This window comes from Bryobacter aggregatus MPL3, from assembly GCF_000702445.1.
Lineage (GTDB): Bacteria > Acidobacteriota > Terriglobia > Bryobacterales > Bryobacteraceae > Bryobacter > Bryobacter aggregatus.
In genome coordinates, this window is the sequence record NZ_JNIF01000004.1 from 1,344,784 (window position 1) to 1,364,648 (window position 19,865).

A 19,865-nucleotide genomic window follows, 5' to 3' on the forward strand; every position below is an offset into this window, starting at 1 on the left:
ATAGAGTGCGTGTTGTCCACTCAGTTTCTTGGTGCAGGTCGGCGTAATCGATGCACCCTCACCCCGCTGACCCATCATGGTCCGGCGCTCCGTTTCTGCGTTCACAATCTCGCAGAAATTGTCAGTTAACCTTAAGACGCAAACTGCACCTTCTGCATTTTCGAAGTCTAGGCAAGAGCTCTTCCCGAGCTGAATCTGCCGGAACAGCCCCACTTCGGAATCAAACATGAGCGCGCCCCTCCTGTAACCGCCTGTAGCGACGGTCAAATGCTTCTCGCCCGCCCTCCATGACTTTGCATACTTCCTCGCGAACTTCCCGATCCTGCAAATAGCCCGAAGTTGCCACACGGCACTGCCCAGCCCGGAAGTCCATTACGTGGACGAGTTCCGCGTCTCCATTCACAACGATGTTCGCGTTGTGCGTCACGACAATCAGTTGCCGGCGAGGCTTGTTGGCGCGAATTTGCCGCACGATGAGGTCATAAATCAAATGGTTGTCGAGATCGTCTTCTGGCTGGTCCAGGATGAGCGGCTCGGCTCCAAAGGCAAGGAGGAATGCCAACATGGCAGCGGCACGTTGGCCGGCTGAGCCCTGCTCGATGGGCCTGAAGCTTCGACCATCGCCCTGCGGGCTGTACTCGACAACCAGGCCGTCTTCTGGAAACCATGCCTCAATCCGATCCCGGAATTCGGGCTGTTTTTCGGCTTCTCGCTTCAAATAGTTGAGGAAGTGCCCGCCCAAACCATTGCCTTGCCCTCGGGTGCCGTTCAGGAGAGCACGCTTCAAGGCAAACACGGCTTTTGCTGTCGGCTCGGGGTCATCACTTTCTCCTGTAATGAGCAAAACTGTAGGGATCAGGCCAGCTTCTGTATTGCCCCTTGTCTCCCACAGATCTGCCTCGAATCTTCCATCTGTAATGTTCAGCAGGTCTCGAATTTGGCGCTCCCAGACACTAGACCGTGGCCCAAACTGTTCCACACGAATTCGAACATAGGGATTCTGCGTCAGGTGCTCTTCCAGGAATCGTACCCGCGCGGCAGTAATTTGCTTCCGCACCTCTGAGATCTTCGCCAAAGAAGCATCGATATCCTTTTCGAGATTCGCGGCTTGGTCGGCGAGTGAGCGGAGCACCGCCAATTCATCTTCCAACTGCTGGCGACTCTTCACCAGATCCGCGTACTGGTTGGGGTCCCCGAGTCCAGCAAGCTTTAGATCGTTTGCCAGATTCTTGTAGTTGGTGATGGCTTCGGCCACAGCGACGGAAAATTCACTCGAACCAAGTCCAGTCTGCTCGGCTCCTGCGGCTGTGCGTAATGCGTCCTCCGCCTGCTCCAGATACATTCGAGCAGCATCAATTGCCTGCTGCACCCTTTGAATGATTCCCAGGCCAATCTGATCTATCGGATCGTCTTCCTGGAAAAGCCCGGGCGCGGGCGACTCTGCCAAAACACTAGCGCTTAGCGCCTTGATTTTCTCCGCGTGCTCTTGTGCACCTTCAATTTGTCGACTCACTTCTCGTATTTGCCGGTTTCGGCGCTGGTACAACTTCAAGACGTCAGCGTGTTGCCTCGATTCGAATTGTTCGATTCGCGCCAGGACGTCGTCCAGCTTGCCTTGGATCGCGGGTTGCTTGTCGAGTTTGGCTCGGATCTCCCGTTCACGAGCGCGCAGAGCCAGGAACTCATTACGCGAATTGCCTAATTGTTCTCTCAGGCCAGCGATTCCAGCCGCATTGTCCAGAAGCGGCAACAGGCTTTCTTGAGTTTCTGAAGCAAGCGACGCAATCTGTCCCTGGCTCATGATGGTGACGGGAAAGCGATCTGGGGAAAACGATCCATCTGGCAACGATGCCTGTTCGTCACCACTCAAGTCGAAGAGATTCAGTGCATTTCCATTCTGCAACCATTGCAGCCCATAGAGTCTTCCTTCCCTTCTCATACGCAGCTCAATTTTGGTTGACTTGGAAGCCTCGTAATCGAGTGCACCGCTCGGATCTTGACGACTCTTTGGTGCAACTCGAAACTCATTGAAGGTTCGACTGGCTTCACTGCGCGAGCTCGAACGCGTCAGTTCGGCATCTTTTCTGGTTGCTAAACGAATGGAATGGACAACGCTGGACTTGCCTGATCCCCGACCACCAACGAGCGTTGTCAAGCCGGGATGAAAGACAAGTTCCGTCGCTGAGCCGCGGCCCATGTAGCGTGCGTCTTCAATCGAAATACCCTCGATGAAATATGGCGGCAATGAATTCAGTGCAGCTGATCTAGGGTCGTCGAAACGCATCACTGAGCCGTCCCCATCTAGAAGCGCCAGCCGAAGACCCGCAAGATTCGGCTCACTCATCTTGATCCACGTGTAGCGCCTACCAGGAATGTCCACGCCTTGCAAACGATGAGAATCAGAGCCAACCAGCTCTGTGAGCTTGTGCCCCACCTCTTCATATACGGGTGCCAGCCTTGAGCCGGTGCTCACCCGCTCCATAGCGACCAAGACCTTACTCTCCAAGATTTTCTTGATGGAAAGATGGCCGTTGTTGCCGCCTGCAGCATTGACGACTTGCAGTAGCCCGCAGGGTTCGTCAACGTGTGCTGGGATCGCGATTCCGGATCTTTCAATTTCCGTGATGACATCCAGACACGAACGATCAGTCACATCGTCGGTGTAACCAGGTCGCCCAGTGTAGCCGCAAGCCCCAAGGAGTCTGCTGACATCCTCACTACGTTTCGACGGGTCGAGAATCCCAAGAATATGGTATCCACTGTTGACACTGATTTCGACTCCAGGGAACAGGCAAAGCGGTCGATATCCGGGTGGTTTTTGCGAATCAAGCTCGATGAGAGCTTCGTGGATTCGATCAATCCATTCTCCCGAGTTGTGATCCGTAACAGCTACACAATCAACCTCAGCCGCCATGTACGCGAGCAGCCATTCTCTTGGCGTCGGCAAGCTGGAGCGAACACGCCCGTTCCAATCTTCAGATGCAGGGGTATGAGTATGGAAGTCGAACTTCCACCAGCGGGCTCCACGAAAAGGCAATTCTCTGGGTGAAGCGCTCATTTCGAACTTCCTTGCGATTGGACTCTGAGTCTGGCATCGCGTTTGGCTTCGAGCGAATAGTGAAGGTCGTTCCAGCGGGCACCGTCGAAGTCTTTGCCGCCGAGAAAGTCATCAGATTGCCCATCCCACGACCAGAACCACGGGAAGTCATCCTTCGGTTTATGAGGCTCTTTGCCGCGATCCTTGCCGTAGTTCACGCGGGGAGTGACGCGCAGAATGCAGCCATCGCGACGCCCGGACTGATACGGTTTGGCGGTCAACCAAGGACGGATATTGATTCGAACGCCATCGTTAAGGTCAGGTGCCCAGCCAATTGGCTGCTCGTTGAGAGGCTTCCATCGGTTGAAGAGGTCATAGGGCTTTTCGCCGGCGAGGATCTTTTCGAGTTCGGCCTTCAAGTGCAGTGCCGCAGCGAGTCGCGCATCGGCTCCTTCTTTGCCAGTGCGGACCTCTTCACTTTGGCGATCAATCCAGCGGCCGAGGTAGGTGTAAATTAATTTCTCCAGCGTCTTCCGCCCCTCGCCGTTGGGCCCGGCAAGCTTGTGGTAGTTCACGAAGGAGTGAAAACCATCTTTGCGCCCGTCCCATACGTGCCAGACGAAAGGGCGATGCTGAAACACGCGGCAGTGCTCTTCAAAGAACTCGTCACGCAGCCATTCCTCCAATGAGGACTTGTCATCGAGCAACGATTGAAGCTTCGCCGCGGACCACTCATTCCCGTAAGCGTGTGCAAGCAGGGCACGCAACCGATCAGCGGCCGATGCTTCGCCAGCGATCGCGTTCATGCAGGCGATACCGTCGGCATCCGCGTGGAGTTGGAGGCCATCAATGTTAAGTTCAGGACATTTGGCGAATGCGGAGCCGGTCTGCCGAGGCCAAGCGTAGCCAACTAAGCGCGCTACGGCAACCTGGAGCGGCTGACCCGAAAGTCTGACATTCCCGTTAAAGAGCCACTGCGTGGGATTGTCAGACCGTGGAGCTGGTATGCCGTTTGGGTATTTCCTTGCGGCGACTTCTTGCCAGGATGAGAGGTCAAAGGGGACCTGCACCAGAGCAGCGGTTGCTGCATTGAGCTTTGAATTAATCTTACGAACGTCGTCGTTGTACTGCTCCGACTCACAATAAGCAAGAATGGCGGGCAGGAAACTGCTGTCCCTCGGAACCAGTACTGCGGTAATTTTGTCGTGAGGTTGGCCGAGTGATAGGCCGCATAGTAATGTCCGCATTTGCCCAACGACAACTCCGAGAACTCCCCAAGCTTGGAACCCCTGTACGCGCGCGGCCTCAGATTTGACTAGTTCCCCTTTGCCGTTTTGCCAACGCAGAACGCTGTCGCTTCCTAAATCGCCCTCACTATCTTGGGGTGACCTCTGGAAAGCGGTCCAATCTCCAGTAATCCGTGGAAGCTCCCAGAATCTGAAAACGAAACGGTCGGAATCGCCAGTCGAAAGCCCCTCAACGCTTCCTGCGTAGTCTGCTAGCGTAGTGCCATGCAGCAGTTCGGTTGTTGTAATCACCATTGAAGGATTCTTCAACTGCCTAGCCTGGTGGTTCGGGGTACCTGTCGAGTTAAGTCCTTTGGCCTTGTCCTCCGGCGATCTTGCTTCTGCAACATCCCATCCCGCGAAGCTGTGGTGCGGCGAGGGCACTCTGTGAGTTAGGCCCAGCAGTGCTACATTCACGACCTCGCCGCTGATCGTTTCAAAGGCGCGCGGCCCAAGCCGCGCTACGAAGTCCAACTGTTCACTTTTAAGAAGTCGCTCGCGAAGCTGCCTATAGCTCGTTAGGAACAACCAGTTCTGCGGTGTAACCAATGCGACCGACCCACCGCTACCGCAAAACCGCATACAGCGCTCCACAAAACAAGTGGCAAGATCCGCCTTCGCGTCTACATGGAACTCCGCACAGTATTGCGCGAGCGCTGGATCCTGCTTGCCGCGCCCAAGGTATGGGACATTGGTCGCCACCAACGTGAAGCGGCTCGCGAGAATCCGAAAAGCGGCGAGGACCCCCTGAGCGGCGATTGCGAGTTCACGCACATCTTCGGATTGCTCTCGTTCAAGTGCCTCCTCTATGAGTGACAACACACGATCAGCACCAGCGCTGAATACGGTCGCCCGAAGCCGTAGAGGATCGATAAGGCTTCCGAGTGTTGGTGCATCTTTGAAAAGCGAATAAAGTCGGCGCATCTCCTCGCGCGCCAGTCCGTCTTCACCCGCGAGTTTCACCCAGTCTGACTCGGCTGCGTGGATACCGAGCCCGGAACAGGCGAGATTCAGTTCCGGAAGAGGGAGGTGCTCCCCAGCAAGCCTCCAGGCCGCAAGCGCTAGGTTGAACGCCGCAATCTGAGAGCAACGGGCGTCGAGTTCCAAACCATAAAGGTTTTCACGGAGTACAGCGGCGACAGCCTCCTGCAGCGCGAGCCCTTCCTCCTCGACCCGCATTCGAACGAGGATGGGTAGAGCGAAAGTCAAGAAGTGCCCGCTTCCCATCGAAGGATCGAGCATGCGCAGTTCGCGCACCGCGCGTGGCCAACCATCAAACAAGCCGACTGCAGGCGAACCGTCCTCGTTCAGCCGCAAATAAGTCCATCCATAGCCGGGCAGAGCCGGGTTCTTTCCCTCGGCGAGACGCTTAGCCGTCCACCAAGCACCGAGGGTGTTTTCGAGCAGGAAGAGGACCATATAGTCTTCGGTGAAAAGCTGAGTTACGGCCGGCAATTCGTCGGCGCCGATCTTCACTTCGGACTTATTGACCCGGTCTTTCTCATCCCGCTGCCAGAACTGGTAGACCCACCCAAGGCTGTCGTCTGCTTGAAACACCGCTGTCGGCAAAGCACCGAGCTTCTCTTCGAGATGCTGGCGCGTTTCCAGCGGCAATGAGACCCGCAGCACTGGATCATCGGGACGGAAGACGGCAAGCAGCATCTTCTGCGCCAGTTCAGCGGCTATCTCGATCCATTCCCGATTCTGCTCGCGCGAGAGTTCCCGAACTTCCTCCAGTGTCATCGCCACGCCGTGATCGGGGTCAAGGAGCAAATCATTCTCGGCCAGGAAACGGGCGAAGAGCATGCGGTGCCAATGCTCATAGGCGCAGGCCTGAACGAGGTGCTCGATCTCCTGTGTGTCTCGGCGGTCATCCCGCCGGTCCCCAAGTTGGCGGCCATGAGCGCGGAGTTGGTTGCGCAGTTCGCGTTCCTCAGTCGTCATGTGAGGCCACGGTTCGTGATGATGAACGGCGTATTGGTCCGTTATAACCTTACGTGCTCCATCTACCGCAATGGCTCGCGCTTGGGCTACGGTGTTCTCGAGGAGTCGGCGATGGTCTCGGCTCAAACTGGGCATGGCGTTCTCCTATTGAATCTGCACGGGGCCGCTCGAAAGGGCGCTGAGGATCTGCGCCCTTTGCCTGGCAAGCCATGCATCTACGTCGGCCTCGGACTTCAGTACGCTCTGCTCGACGGTCACGAACTGGATCTTGGGCTCCAACAATTGAGCGGCGAGTTGTAGAGCCTTGGCGACCCGCGCAGGAATAGCCTCCGCCTCTGTGCGTCGAGCCGCCAGGTTCTTGGCATCGAGGGCGGCGAGAAGCGAATCGTCCATGCTCATGTCGGGCTTGGCTGGCGCGCGCAAACCCACATCGGCGAGAATCCGGGACTGGTCGGCCGCGATCAGCTTCCGCCATGTGTCGTTCGTGGCCAGGCTATCCATCGCCGATTGATAGGCACCCTCGTGGGCGAGATGTGCGGCGTTGAGAGCCTGCCTGACCAAGTCGGCCAGGCTAGTGCGCAAGGGCGCCACCGGGTCTGGATCCGCAAGGAGGAGACGGTTGCTGCGAATGGCGTCGCGCTGCGTGAGAGTCGGCTGAGCTTCAGATATTACGCCAGCATGCCTGGCAAGTCGCTCCAGGGTCTGCCAAGCTGGCTCCCGCTTGGCGATTCCATCGCGAGACTTTTTCCATTCCGCGATCCGAGCTTTAATGTCAGCTTCCTTGGCACGGAGTGCGGACAATCTGTCGTTGCCGACAAGCTTCCGGATGTCTTCGATGTCGGTCACTGTTGGCCGCGCGGGTGCCGGCGACTCACCGCCCGCGTCGGAGGCGAGCTTCAGCAGAGCGATGAAGAACTCGGCAGCCTTGGCATCCAGTTCGTCCCCCTTCGCCTTTACGTCGACTTCCTGGTAGAGCGCGCGCAGGGCATTGCGATCCTGAATGGACAGCGTGATCTTCTCCACCCGGAACTCGGTCTTTGGAACCTTGTTCTGGTCGAGTTGACCGACGGCTACGGCAACACCATTCAAGGTGGCGGTGACGTGCTGGCTGCGGTGCAGAGTGATCAGCGCCGCATCGACTGCGTCGCGAGGCCAACCGAAGGGGTTGGATTCCAGTTCCTTTCGAAGCTGTGTACCCGTTTTTCCCGAGCCAATCGCGGAAAGCACCTGCCGACAGACAGGATGCTGCTCAATGGGGCCTTCATACTTGAGCGGTGAGAAAGGCTGGTCGGCTCCATCGCGGGCGCGCTTCATCGTGGATTCCCAAGCGGAACCTGAGAAGTCGGCCTCCTTGAATCGGGGGAAGAGGCGAGCTAACGAGGCGTCCGCACCGGCGCGCAGCTTTTCGTCCAGGGATAGCTGGAGCAACTCGTTGCCCCCACCCTGGAACACTTTGGTACCAGCGACGATCTCGGACACCAAAGCTTCGCGTTGCTGTTTAGCCAGACGGTGTCGACTCTCCATGCTCTGCCGCGCAACTTGCCCTTCTGGAGTGGCAGGTGCGCCCTTGGCATTCAGCGTCTGCTCGGCCGCGTGCTCCGTGGCAATGAGGTTCAGAATCTCATCGCGGGACTTCCGGGGAATAAACACAGACAGCAAGGCGCTGTTGACGCCGACTGCGCGAGCCGCATTCAAAATCTCTTTTTCTGAAGCGGAAAAACCGTCCCGCAGCCAGACCTGGATGGATTCACCGTCAGATTGGGGAACATCCTGGGAGCGATGAACCTTGAGTACCCGCGGTACTTTGGCGGCACCGTGCTGAAAGGCGCGGTTCAGCTTGTCTACGGTCTTCTGGACCTCGGCTGCCAGCAGTTGGTCACGCCGCTCATCAAAGAATGCGACATCATTCTTGAGCTTGGCTTCCCGTTGACGAAAGTCGGAATCCCAGTTGCGACCCTCTTCCGTCTGGATGCGAAACTCGGTGCCGACGCGCATGAGGACGCCCTCATCAGCGAGCTTGTCGAGCAGGCGCGCGACCTCCGAACGCAGTTTCCCGTTGTCAGCGGCGAGGTCGTCCACCATCAGGTCGGCCAGGTGCTCCTTGGTGGCGCGAACGCCGATATCCGCCATGCTGTCTGTCGGCAGTTGGCCGATCAGAAATACCAGGCCGCAAACACGTTGCTGAAGACGGCCTTCTTTGGTGCCATCCTTGCCCAATGCAACGATGCGTTCGTTAATCTCGCGCGGGAGTGCGCCGGTGGTGACCATTTCCGGGGCTAGCGCATCATAGAGATCGTCGCCAGGGATCAAACGGCCTAGTGATTCGGTAGTGAGCTTGGCGACACAATCATGGATGATCCGCAACTGTGAGCGCAGCTGGCTTTGTGTACCCGCCGTATCAACTTGGCGGAAGCAGTGTTCCCAGAATCGGCGGCGGACAGGGAGAAGAGGGTAGTCTTCGACAATGATCGCCTTGTCTTCGAGGCGTTCGCCAATCTTGGTTCCCTGCAACTGGCGGGAAACTTCGCCGGCATGGGTGTCGAGAAGTTCCGCGATTGGGGTGAGCGCCGTTGGCTGCTTGCGCAATAGGACCTTGCGTGTGACTGTCTCTACGTCCGCATCCGAGAGCTGAATTCGAATCGTAAAGCGATCCAGCAACTTGTTTAGCAGTTTGACGCCGTTGAGTGCCGACTGACCAGCCGCAACCAACATCACCTGGCTATCAAGCTGCTTGGAAACGGCCTCGGCGATCTCGGTTATGAGCACGGATCGCGTTTCGGAGTCGCCAATGTACTGCTGGACTTCGTCAAGGATGAGAATCGTGCAGGGCATCTGGCCGTCCTTGCCGGCCCGCAGCAGGACGCGTTTGAACATCGAGAGGAATTCCTCGGTACTCAAGTCGGACGTGCGTAGAGGGAATTGGGCTTTGACGATCTCCTTGGCCGCACCCTCGCTGGTGGCAAAATTCGCGTCACAAGCGAGGAGAGCCTTGGTAATCAGCGGGCTGACGTAGAGGTTGTTCAATTCCTGGGCCCACTTCTTGCCGGCCGCTTCGACTGCGCCCCTCACCTTGTCTAAAATCCCGCGCTCTTCTAGCCAGAGGTGAAACTGTGCCTGTGGATACTGGGTCGGCAGGCCACAGGCCCGCAGAAGGATACTCAACACGCTGAGACGGACATTCTCCGTTGTACCCGCGGGCAAGGTTCCGGCTGCGGCCAGTAGACCACCCGAGCGTCTGCCTGCTACCTCCAGTTCGCGCAGGAGGTCCCGAACTTCTTCAGGTAGCTCCGCGACCAGACTCCGAGCTGTAGCTCCATCCGGGAACTTTGTGTCTGCCCAAAGGTGGCAGAGCATTTTCAGGAGGTGCGACTTGCCGCTACCGAAGAAGCCGCTGACCCATGCAGCCTTCTGATAGGTTTGGCTACGGCTCCCCAGAAACGAGGAGAGGATGCTGATGATGCCTTCCTCGTATTGGCCTTCGCAAACGAATGTCGAAAGCTCGCCTCGGAGTTCCTTGGTGACGTTATCGTCGCTGCTCTCGCTCGTGATCCGCGCTTGACCGTTGTTGACCAGGCCATATTGGGAGGGATCACGCAAAAGGGTTTCTTTAATCAGCATGGGCATCAATGGCCTCCTGTGGAATGGAGCGTAATGGGCACGGCAAGATAGTTCCAGCCATCGCGCGCGTCGAGCAAACGGTAGTTGTTTTGGTCGTGAGATCCGGGAAAGAAAACAGCGAGTCGTCCTTTGATGGAGGGCTCAAGAAGCTTCAGCACGCTGGACACACGAGTGAAGCCAAATAGAGAGCCAACACCAAACAGCCCAACGACAGAAGTGTTCGTGACGTCGGGCCGCTTCAAGACTGCCTGGATGGTTGCGGCGACATATTCTGCGAACTCGACGTCGAGCTTCAGTTGGAGATCTTCCGGAGATTCAAAGTAGGCGTCCCGGTAATCCTCGGAAGCGATCCAGCGGGCGAAGCAATCCGAGATATTCACCTCAAACCATTCATGCCCCTCTTCTCGGGTTGCCATGGCAAAAGCGTCTTTCCGAGCGAGGAGTGTACGTTCCAGTTCCTTTTCGTAGACGACCATGATGACGCGTTGCGCGCCCGCAACCGTTTGCTGCCAGGGAAGCCCAATGTGCTGCTTGTACTTTTCTGCCAACTGCTCGACGCGCCCCATACTACGCACCCCTCATGTTGTCGTTCATGGCCGGGTCAAGACGATCCAGTTTGAGTTCAAAGACCCCTCCCGCCATTTTCAGGTCCAGTAGTCCGCTTCGCTTGGCCAGTGTGGCCAGTTCAAGGGCCTCAGAGCTCCCACAGTCGAGAACCTTTAACCACCCGCTCGTCAGAATTTCTTCCCCTTGAAAGCCAGCCGCTTGGGCCATATACATTGCAAAGGCAACAGCGGCTGGTTTCGGTGAGAGGCGGTGTCGAATCTTAAAGGTTCGTCCCTCCAGATGGCCGGATTGTGACCACGAACTCGCTGCGTTCCGCATCACTTTCTCCAGGGTGGATTCGAGAAGCCGGTCTCCGACAGCTTTCACGAGCGCGGCATGCATTGCTGATCGTTGGAACTCGGCACCATCCGGGAGGGCGATAACAGCCTCAGCGGTGGACATCAATAGCGGATCTCGAGCGAGGCACACCAGTAAGGCCAGGACGGGGGCGCTCTGCGGATCGTCTGCCCAGAGCCGTCGGAATATTCGGAAGATCGGAACAGCGGGGTCGAGGCTGTAGAGCTCGCGAAGGTGTTGGAGAGAATGGCGCCGCGTAGCGATGGTTTGCTTGCCGAGGCAGTTGTTCTCGACGATGGCGTCTGCGTAGTCGTTGGGCCGGGCAGGCTCTGGGACAGTCTCCAGAAGCGTCACGATTTCTTGCAGCATGATCGTGCGGCTTGTGTGGGTACCAACGTATCCGAACCGAAAGCCTGCGTCGATCGCGGGCTTTAGATTTTTCGAAGTTGCGAAGAACTGCAAGTGTTGACTATTCATGTGTTTAGGGTTCCACAGGGCGCGGCGGCCGACTCCTCGCCCCCTCCCGGATATTCACCGGCAAAGTTGCCGGTTTGGTTGACCAGTGCATGCACAATCCTTTATGAATCATTTTTGGCAGCGAGTCAAGAACTATTTATATCTCACCGGCAAGTTTGCCGGTTGTCTAACGGAGGCCCGATGCGACTGATTCAGGGCGCTCTTGTGATTCTTCCAAGCTATTGATATCGCTTGTTTATCTACTCAGGATCGAATATTGCTACTTGCTGTAAATATTTAAGCTAGTGTAGACTAGTGCTGTGTTTCCGAAAGAATCATCGCGAGCGCCAGATTGGCTCCTCCGGTTATTGAAAAGCACGCCCGGTCTGGACGTCCGAGACTCGGAGAAAATGGGCCGCCTTCTTGTCGGAGCGCATTCCGGACCGGCAGTCGAATTTCGTCTGACTTGGGTGCCTATACTGAGTCGCGAAGCAGCGTCTCGATTGATTGAAGATCAAGCCGAAATAGCAGACGGATCGTCGCAAATGCCACGACGCCTTGTTGCAACCCGTGCTCTGGCGGAATCGACCCGCCGGTTGCTCCGAGAGCAAAAGGTTTCGTGGGCGGAGCAGAATACAGGAGTGTTGCACTTGGCCGCGCCAGGACTCCTCGTCGACATCCGCGGAGAAGAACGAGCATCGAAAAAGGGGTGGCCCACTCCGAGAGCCAAACTGCAAGGAATCTCGGGGCTTGTCGCCGAGACGCTTGTGGACTGGGAAGCCGGCCAACTGATACAGCTTCGCGTTCTTGCCGGAAAGGCAGGGGTCTCCACGGCACTGGTAAGCCGAATCCTCCAACGACTGTCGGCACTGCGAATCGTCGAGACTATTGCTAGTGGGCCCAGCCGACAATGGGCACTGATCGAGCGTGGAGGACTGCTCGATTTGTGGGCCGAAGAGGAGGAACGGACGCCTTCTGTGGTGACGCCTCTAAACGTATGGAGCCGATCGCCGAACGCTCTCCTCTCAAAACTTCCGCAACTGAACCAGGTGACACCGTTATGGGCTGTGGGCGGAACAACGGCTGCCAATTTGTACGCGCCGACGTTGACCACATTTCCGGAACCGGTGATTTGGGTTGATGCCAAGGTCCCATTCGAAGACGTGGCTCGCGTGCTGGGCGGAGAAAAGGTGGAGCGAGGGGCGAATGTTCTCCTATGGCAGTCAGAACGCAACCTGGCGCTGAAGCAATCGCGGATCATTGAACCCAATGGATTCAACTCAGACCTGAATCAGCCGCTTCAACTCGTGTCTCGCCCCCGCGCCTATATCGAGGCTCTGCACGGTGCGGGGCGATCTCAAGAGGTGGCCCAGAATCTTCGTGAGAAGATCTTGAGGAATGACTCCGAATAATCAGCCCGAGCACCCGCGATTGGCCTATTCGCCACAGGCTTTGGCAGCATGTGAAAAGGCGCTCCGCACAATCTTGACCAAGATCGGTCCGTGGGGGACTCGACTGGTGCTGATTGGCGGAATGGCACCCCGCTATTTGGTTGGAGACCTGCCTGCCGACATCCCCGAACACGTCGGAACAACCGACCTCGACATTGTGGTGGGCATTGCGCTGGAGAGCGAAGAAGATGAGGCCTACCGAACTCTGCAGCAAAATCTCAAGGATGCCCAATTCGCGCCGAGGCGAAATCCAGATACGAATCAAGAAGAAACTTTCCGGTGGACCAGAGAGGTCGACGGAGTGTCTGTGGTGCTTGAGTTCTTCTGTCCGGTTGGGGAAGGCAATACGGGCCAACTCTTGAGGAATCCTGGCAAGAATGTCGGCTCAAAAATTAGCGCAATGCGAATCCGAGGGGCCGAACTCGCTGGCCGCGACCACATCACTATCAATCTGGGTGGCGAACTGCTCGACCACGGAGGAATTCAGGAACGGATTGAAGTGAGGGTCTGCAATCTGCTGCCACTGCTTGTGCTCAAAAGCTTTGCCATCGATGAGAGAGACAAATCCAAAGACAGTTACGATTTGGTCTGGATCTTGAATGCATTTCAAGAGGGACCGGCCTCGGTTGTCGACGCTATCGCCTCCAGCCCGGTTATTGACCATGCCGATATCCCTGTGGCAATTCAAGCCATTCGAACGCATTTCCAATCGACTGGGCACCGAGGACCATCTCAGTATGCGAACTTCGAATTGATGGCTGACGACGCGGAGCAGCGAGAACGACTTCGACGCCACGCACACGGCACCGTCGCTGAGTTTCTACGGCTTTGGGATAGCAGAGGGTTGCCCGGGGCTATTGGGTAGCTAACCCCGATCAACCTACCCAGGGCGTTCTTTTCGATCGTCGGAGGAAGCAGGGTGCTTGGGCCCCAATCCCTTTGAGATTGGCCTAAAGGGCCCTAATCTCTTCGTGTGGAGCAAGAGGGGACAAGCTCGTCAGGACAAGTGCTAAGAGTCAAAGCGCTGGCAGCGGAGTCGGGGGCGATCCGCTGTCACCTCTCCAATGAAGAGTCCATCCTGGTTCCGGCAATGATTGGGCGTCGACTTCAGACGAATGACATGGTGTCCTTCGTGCCCTCCGATCCGAAGAACACGGCACAAAACCTCCTGGTGAAGCGCTCCGGAGTGGCGCGATCCACTGAACTACTCTTTACAACTGTTGGGCTGGCGGCGAGATTTCCAAAAGGAGAGTCGGGGCAGTACCTCGAAGTAGAAGTGCCGCATCCTAATGTGATCGAGAAGATGTATCTTTCGGCGGTCGCAATCCGCGAGCATTTCTACCTCTTGGCCGGTGAAGAATCGCCCAAGGATCGGCTATACAAAGCTCTGAGTAGCCATCCGTCGGCGCGTCTGACTGAACTCCGGCTTGCATGGCGACTCAAATCGATTGAGCATGCGCTCTCCAGCGATCAGAGCATCTCGAAATCCCACATGGAGCGAGCATTTAACGTCTTGGCGAACCCGGCCCTTAAGGAATCTTTCGACCGCATAAGGTTTGATGACGATGCGCTTCCACTATTTCCCTATGGAGGGTACGGCTCCATCCTCGTGGAAGGGCGGCTGGTCGAGGATGGCAAGGCGTTTATTGGGAACCGGATCCTGGCCTTTAAGCCAGAAATGGCGGAGAAAAAAGTGTCCATCCTCCTGCGGAGCTGTGAATTCCTGCCTGATCGAATCGTCTGCCACGACTCAAGGCGAAAGCTTGAGGTCTGGCTTGATGGCGGATTGTTGCCCGGGTTGAATTGGGATCCGTCTTGGAACAACTGGAAGCACTGGATTCGGAGTCGGCTGGAGGTGGAGGCGACATTCGTGACCTCGGCGAAAGAGCGGCTTGAGCAAGGCGAACGGATAGTCAGCAAGTGGTGTGTGGCGCTACCATCGCGGCTTCGCGTAGTCGTTCCCGAAGGTCTGATGGCGGATATCGTCGGCGCTCGTGCGTTCCACGCCCTCCTCGGCCGGCACGCAGACCTGATCCGTCAAATTGCGGCGCAGATCGAATCGCACCCTGCTGAACATTCTCTTGTCGAAAAATGGTTTCGAGACTTCAACGCAGAGCCAGGACTGCGCCCCCAGCATGTCAGTTGGCAGCCGGACCACGATGAATTCTGCTTCGAAGAATTGCGCAAGCGAAGTAAGACCTGGTTCCTATTCCGCGACGAATATTTGTTTGTCTGGCACAAGATTTTGATCGCGGAGATCCCAGCATTGGGACATGCCACGTACATTTTTTCGCGTCCGGCAAACTTGGAGGAGTTCATGGCTGCATATGGCAAGACCGAACGCGACGATGTGCGACGCAACCGGCACGATGTGGCGAGTCGGCTTGGATTTATTGGCAGAGTCGTCCGGGGCCAACGGAAGATGCGCTGGCTAAACGACGTGTTGAAGCGAGCCGGTGAGCAGGTGGAGGTCGGCGACACGCCGGATTGGCCAGGTGCCAGTGGCTAGGCGCCGGGACACCGTTGCGGTAAAAGAACTCTAGAACAGGAGCCACTATGCCCGACACAATTCTGCCTCTCAGCAATGAAACCAAAGAAGAGATCATCAAGACCCAACCGAACGGAATTTGGCTGGTGCTGAACGAGGAGTTGCACGCAGCCAACGCGATCGCCGAAGATCTCTTCTAGCCTTTTGTGCTTCGCCCCCTCCGCATCAAACGCTTCCAGCCAACAGGATCGATCAGGAGTGGCTGCACGCTTTGACTCGCGATGTTCACGAAGGCGCCGTGATGGTGTTCCAACCCGCCGTAGCGGAAAAGCCTAGCGAGCATTGCCATTGCGTGGCTGGCGAGTGTCTGATTGACGAATGGTTCCTGGCGCTCCAAAGACTCCAACGCGCTGCAACTCGGCATCGCATTATCGTCCAGAGTTGGGTTCACAATCTCGGGAAATAGTTCGGCGACGGTGCGTAGCCGGTCGGCTTTCCGAGGATTGCGGGCGTTCAACGGTTGGCCGAGGACAAACTGCCCGCCCTCGGCACCATTTCCCAAGTCGAGCCAGTACGCCACCCGGCTTCGAGAGCCGACGATTCGTGCCTCGATCCCGGCGCGTGCTTCCCGAGTGTCCACGCATCCGATCACGATGTCGCTATCGGAGAGCAGATGCTCATCAGAAAGCCGCTGCGGCGCTGAACGCCAGCTCAGGCTCCAGAACAGGTTGATCCTTGAGACGAGAACCGTGGCCTTGGGCAAACCGATCTCGGATCGGCTGAAGGGCTGTCGGATGCAATTGCTTTCTGAGACGACATCGCCGTCGATCAAAGTCACGTCTAGTCCGCCGGGGTGACCAGCGACCAGCAACGCTTGATGAATGTACGGGAGAGCCATGGCGACTATGCTCCCGTTGCCGCCGGTTCCGACGACGCTGACGCTTACGGTGCGGCTCAGCAATTGGTTGGGGATGTTGTGTTTCATGTGACGCCTCAGTCGTGATCCCGCCCGACGAATTGCTGGAGGGTTTGGCGGGCATTCGCGAGCAGCCGGACCGGAAAGACCTTGGCCCCCTCCACCGCTTTCCAGAGGCCTGACACTCCATGCTTGTGCCGGCACATCCGGCCGCCGCCCCAGAGGTGCGTAAACTCGCTCGCAAAGAACGCATCCTCCCAGGCCGTCATTGCATTGACGAACGGGCCGTCCGGGGACCGCATGCTGCCTTGGCAGACGAGTCCGTTCTCTTGAGTGTTGTAGTAAGGCGCGACCAAGAGCGGCGTGGTGGCGTCGGGGCGTTTGCTTTGGCTAATGGCGCGGATTCGGAGTTCCCGTCCTGACACTCGGAAGACCAATGCGGGATGCGGGAAGCTCCGCCCGCTAAAGGGACCGAGGTCCACGTCGAACAGGGAGAAAAACATCCGCCGGCTTGTTGCCGGCGTCCACCAAACGAGAGTGTCTGGTGTTCGAACCAAGACGTTGGGAGGGAGAAGCTCCGTCCGCAGATTGGAGCCCAGACCTTCGGCCAAGGACTTCAAAAACATCGTAGATAAGGGCAACGCTGGCCCCAATTGGGGAGCCGTTCCCTTCCTGACAGTCGCTTCGTGCCAGGAAGCAAATACGTCGCGTGCGCCTTTGTACACAAGGATTGCGCCTTGGAGCGCTAGCGTATCGGCGCCCTGCAAGCTGATGCGGCAATCCATGATTTACCCCCTTTCGTGGTTGTCGAGCCGGTATCGCGTTAATCACCGTATAATTTTCTTGGCTCAATCAAATGTCATTCTCGGGCAAGAGCTTCATCAGTTCGCTGGCACGAGAAAGTGCTTTTAGAAAGCAGCCCAATTTGTAGAAAGAGTCCCGGGCATACCCGAAGTCGTCGGTCCTCACTGGAAGGATCAAATTGGGTTCTGGTGAAACCTCCAACATCCCGTCCGCTTCGGCGTCGAAGGCCGCTTCGATGGCGTCGTGCTTCCAGAATACGATCAGCAATGCCGGGAGGGGCGGGTTTGTGTCATGAAGTTGGTCTCGGATTTCAGGGTCGAGTTCGGGTGGTTGCGCGAGGGACGATTCCATTTCGAGTGCCAATAGGCATTCAAGCCACCGACGTACTTCCGGTGTGCGAACGCGGGTCATGACCTGGCGTAAACCCGGGAGGCTGAGCGGCTTCTGCTTTAGAGCTGTAGGTACGGCTGCGTCCACATCTGGAAGCTCTATGCTCGCAGCATCGGGATCGCCTTCATACCAGTCCCGCATCATTTCGTTCCGTTCCAGCGCATCTTGATAGTCGAAAACCCTCACCCAGCGATTGAGCGATGACGTGAAGATCCGGTAGAACGTCGCCGGTAGCCTTGGGTGCTCTCGCTCCAGTGCCTTGATGGTTGGCCCCAGCACCAAGTAGCCGGCTTGCGTGGGATCGGCGATGAGGTAAAGATTGCTGCCATCGCCCTCGCCGCCAGAGATCGGATCGACGGTGGAACTGAGCGTCAACGTCATGAAGAAGTGCTCCCGAAGGACCGCACTACTGCTTTGCTGAACGCAGTGTTCCAAAGCGATCCGCAGAAACTCATAGGGGTCTTGGCCTGCCTTGGTCCAAGCGGCCGCGGGAGCGATTCCTGCGCGTAGGAGGTTTGCTCCCGTGCGCGCTACGATACGCTCCCCGTGAAGCATTTGATGGTGGCCGGGAATTCCATTCAACGATGGCAGGCTCCACCCGGCGGCATTACCAGGGCCCATCAAAGAGTGGGCGGCAACCACCCCGGTGGAACATCGAGCAAGCGGAATTGGCCGGTGCCGCGGTGAAGGCGCTGGATTCCTTTGACCACAAGTTGCGCCGCCTGTTGCCAGTCGGGACATTTTCGATACTCCTCGAGGATGGTTTTCTGACTTGGGTGCAGCCCTTGCGCAATTGCATCGAGTTCTTCGAGAACCTCCTCGACAGTTGGTTCCGGCGGCATTGGCTTATCCCTTGGCTCCGATTGCCCGCTCGAAGCGGAAGACGAGCTTATCGCCTACCGCTTCAGGGCCGGTCAGGACGGCTGTTGCGATCTCAGGAAATTGGGTTGCGTAGATCGACCGTACTTGTTCTGCATCCATTTGTGGGTTCGGATCTGGAAGCTTTGCCCCCCCAAATCGAAACTCGCGGATCATCTTGGTTACTGTCATACGTTCACCCCAACATCCTCTGGTTCGACCGCAGCTTCATCGAAAAGCCCTAGCGTCCCTTGTGGCTCCGGCTTGGGTGCCGCCTTCTCCGCGACCGGAAGTTTCTTCCCTTTCAGCTTTTCTTTCCGAGCTTCTTCGGCCGCCTTTTCCGCAGCTTCGAGCTCCTCTTTGATCCGGGCCAAATTGGAGGAGGTTGCCGCATGGGTGTCGACGAAGTCCCGCAATTGCCTGGGCAGATCCCGGTCGAGTTCTTCCGCAGTGCCAGTGGCACAAAGCGGAACCGACAATACCTCGTTCTCGTCCTCTTTCATTTTCTTCGGGATAATGCTGATCGTCAGCACGTCTCGGTCTGTGGCCGCCACGGTTAGGATCACTGTTCGGTTGGAAAGCATCGGTGCCAGTTGGGAAAACAGGCCCGTTGTTTCTGTTTGGTTCATGAAGTTCACACTCCTTTCGCGATTTCGATTCGCTGTTAAGCCGCCTCTTCAAAGCGGAATTTCCGGCTACCCGCGCGAGCTACCATCGTGTCCAACTCAGCAGCGAGTGACGCCATGCCCGACTGGACCTTAGTGCGGAGTTCACCGGTGTTGCGGAGATCGTCGGCCCCAACGCCCTGCAAGAGGCCACGTGCCTGCTTCACGATCTGTTGCAGTTGCTGGTCGTCCGTCACATTCCGGAATTCAAAGTTTTCAAGGAACTCGACCAAGTTCGATACGGTCGTTTCCTTGAAGCGAAGTGGCTTTCCGTCGGCGCCATCTCGAAGGCGTTCCGCCATGTGCTGGACGAGCTTGCCCATCGACTCGCGAAGGACAACCTGGATTTCCGAGGATGCCTCGGCCATGCGTTGGGCGGCTTTCTCGCGTTCCTGATCCCACACTTCCTGAGAGATTCCCCGGAGTTGATCGGGAACCCCGAAGCTGACGTATTGCCATGCGAATCCGAACTGGCGCGTAACTTCGTCTACGGGCGGATAGTCGGCTGGGTTGTAGAGCCCACGGAGCCGTTTGCGCGCATCGGTGCAAAGGCCTGGATAGACATCAAGGAATGCTTTGACGAGTTGCTCCCGCTCCGTCTGGAATTGGCGGAGGCGCTGCTCGACAACCTGGAGGGCGGCTATCGGAAGGAGATGAATCCCGACTTCGAACGGAAGGCACAGGTTGTACAGGTAACGACGAATCTCTCCATCGAATCGACCGATGGCTTTCAGTTCCGCCGAATCCAGTAGATGTTTCGAAACGCGCAGAAGGTCCTTGTCCGCATCAGCTTCGATCTGCGAAGTCGACACCTTGCGGGTGTTGCCCATGGTGGAGAGCCGCACCTTGATGCAGACCGTCTTCTTGGCAAGATCCACGCCGGGATCCTGAATCGGGATGGCCGGGGGGCCGTCGCCACCGTCAGGGTGGCCGCCAAAACTGGGCTGGACAAAGGCTAATGGCGGTGCAGTTGCGCTGTCTGAAATGGAGAAAAGATTGGATTGAAACGACATGGAATACACGTCTCCTTATGTGGGTTGTGGTTGGTG

At 57.1% G+C, this 19,865-nt stretch carries 16 protein-coding genes; 4 read left to right on the top strand and 12 right to left on the bottom strand.

Annotated features, from left to right (window positions below; translation table 11 throughout):
- Positions 1–220 precede the first annotated feature (220 nt).
- The 5 genes from M017_RS0125560 to M017_RS0125580 all read right to left on the bottom strand — a co-directional run bounded on the left by M017_RS0125560 (position 221) and on the right by M017_RS0125580 (position 11,157).
- Entirely contained in the window at positions 221–3,058 is a 2,838-nt protein-coding gene (locus tag M017_RS0125560; protein ID WP_031501098.1) for a TrlF family AAA-like ATPase, read from the bottom strand.
- Positions 3,055–6,267 (bottom strand): Eco57I restriction-modification methylase domain-containing protein, encoded by a 3,213-nt coding sequence (locus M017_RS0125565; protein WP_202901724.1) that lies wholly within the window; start codon positions 6,265–6,267, stop codon positions 3,055–3,057. The genes M017_RS0125560 and M017_RS0125565 overlap by 4 nt, the downstream gene beginning before the upstream one ends.
- Before the next feature lie 144 nt (positions 6,268–6,411).
- Positions 6,412–9,891, bottom strand: a complete 3,480-nt coding sequence (brxC, locus tag M017_RS0125570; protein ID WP_238326045.1) for a BREX system P-loop protein BrxC — start codon at positions 9,889–9,891, stop codon at positions 6,412–6,414.
- Complete coding sequence (locus M017_RS0125575) at positions 9,891–10,451, bottom strand: BREX protein BrxB domain-containing protein (protein ID WP_031501102.1); 561 nt, start codon at positions 10,449–10,451, stop codon at positions 9,891–9,893. The genes brxC and M017_RS0125575 overlap by 1 nt, the downstream gene beginning before the upstream one ends.
- A gap of 1 nt (position 10,452) precedes the next feature.
- Positions 10,453–11,157: a hypothetical protein gene (locus M017_RS0125580; RefSeq protein WP_035959093.1), complete on the bottom strand. Its 705-nt coding sequence runs from the start codon at positions 11,155–11,157 to the stop codon at positions 10,453–10,455.
- 632 nt (positions 11,158–11,789) lie between these two features.
- Between M017_RS0125580 and M017_RS0125585 the strand changes: the two genes are divergently transcribed.
- From M017_RS0125585 to M017_RS30475, 4 genes are all read left to right on the top strand, one after another.
- On the top strand, positions 11,790–12,656 hold the full coding sequence (locus tag M017_RS0125585) for a hypothetical protein (RefSeq protein WP_031501105.1): 867 nt from the start codon (positions 11,790–11,792) through the stop codon (positions 12,654–12,656).
- Complete coding sequence (locus M017_RS0125590; protein WP_031501106.1) at positions 12,643–13,560, top strand: hypothetical protein; 918 nt, start codon at positions 12,643–12,645, stop codon at positions 13,558–13,560. The genes M017_RS0125585 and M017_RS0125590 overlap by 14 nt, the downstream gene beginning before the upstream one ends.
- 255 nt (positions 13,561–13,815) lie before the next feature.
- Positions 13,816–15,204, top strand: a complete 1,389-nt coding sequence (locus M017_RS0125595; RefSeq protein ID WP_155121628.1) for a hypothetical protein — start codon at positions 13,816–13,818, stop codon at positions 15,202–15,204.
- Positions 15,205–15,251: 47 nt separating this feature from the next.
- Complete coding sequence (locus M017_RS30475) at positions 15,252–15,383, top strand: hypothetical protein (protein WP_272945415.1); 132 nt, start codon at positions 15,252–15,254, stop codon at positions 15,381–15,383.
- Here the strand turns inward: M017_RS30475 and M017_RS0125605 are convergent.
- The 7 genes from M017_RS0125605 to M017_RS0125635 all read right to left on the bottom strand — a co-directional run bounded on the left by M017_RS0125605 (position 15,380) and on the right by M017_RS0125635 (position 19,829).
- Complete coding sequence (locus tag M017_RS0125605; protein ID WP_031501108.1) at positions 15,380–16,168, bottom strand: PRTRC system ThiF family protein; 789 nt, start codon at positions 16,166–16,168, stop codon at positions 15,380–15,382. The genes M017_RS30475 and M017_RS0125605 overlap by 4 nt on opposite strands.
- 8 nt (positions 16,169–16,176) lie before the next feature.
- Entirely contained in the window at positions 16,177–16,884 is a 708-nt protein-coding gene (locus tag M017_RS0125610) for a PRTRC system protein B (protein ID WP_031501109.1), read from the bottom strand.
- 67 nt (positions 16,885–16,951) lie between these two features.
- Complete coding sequence (locus tag M017_RS0125615; RefSeq protein WP_155121629.1) at positions 16,952–17,674, bottom strand: hypothetical protein; 723 nt, start codon at positions 17,672–17,674, stop codon at positions 16,952–16,954.
- A 239-nt stretch (positions 17,675–17,913) separates the two neighbouring features.
- Positions 17,914–18,135 carry a hypothetical protein gene (locus tag M017_RS0125620; RefSeq protein WP_031501111.1) on the bottom strand — a complete coding sequence of 74 codons (222 nt, stop codon included), beginning with the start codon at positions 18,133–18,135 and terminating at the stop codon, positions 17,914–17,916.
- A 4-nt stretch (positions 18,136–18,139) separates the two neighbouring features.
- Positions 18,140–18,343 carry a PRTRC system protein C gene (locus M017_RS0125625; RefSeq protein ID WP_031501112.1) on the bottom strand — a complete coding sequence of 68 codons (204 nt, stop codon included), beginning with the start codon at positions 18,341–18,343 and terminating at the stop codon, positions 18,140–18,142.
- Complete coding sequence (locus M017_RS0125630) at positions 18,340–18,780, bottom strand: PRTRC system protein E (RefSeq protein WP_031501113.1); 441 nt, start codon at positions 18,778–18,780, stop codon at positions 18,340–18,342. The genes M017_RS0125625 and M017_RS0125630 overlap by 4 nt, the downstream gene beginning before the upstream one ends.
- A 35-nt stretch (positions 18,781–18,815) precedes the next feature.
- Positions 18,816–19,829, bottom strand: coding sequence for a DUF3150 domain-containing protein (locus M017_RS0125635; protein WP_031501114.1), 1,014 nt, complete (start codon positions 19,827–19,829; stop codon positions 18,816–18,818).
- Between the last annotated feature and the right edge of the window lie 36 nt (positions 19,830–19,865).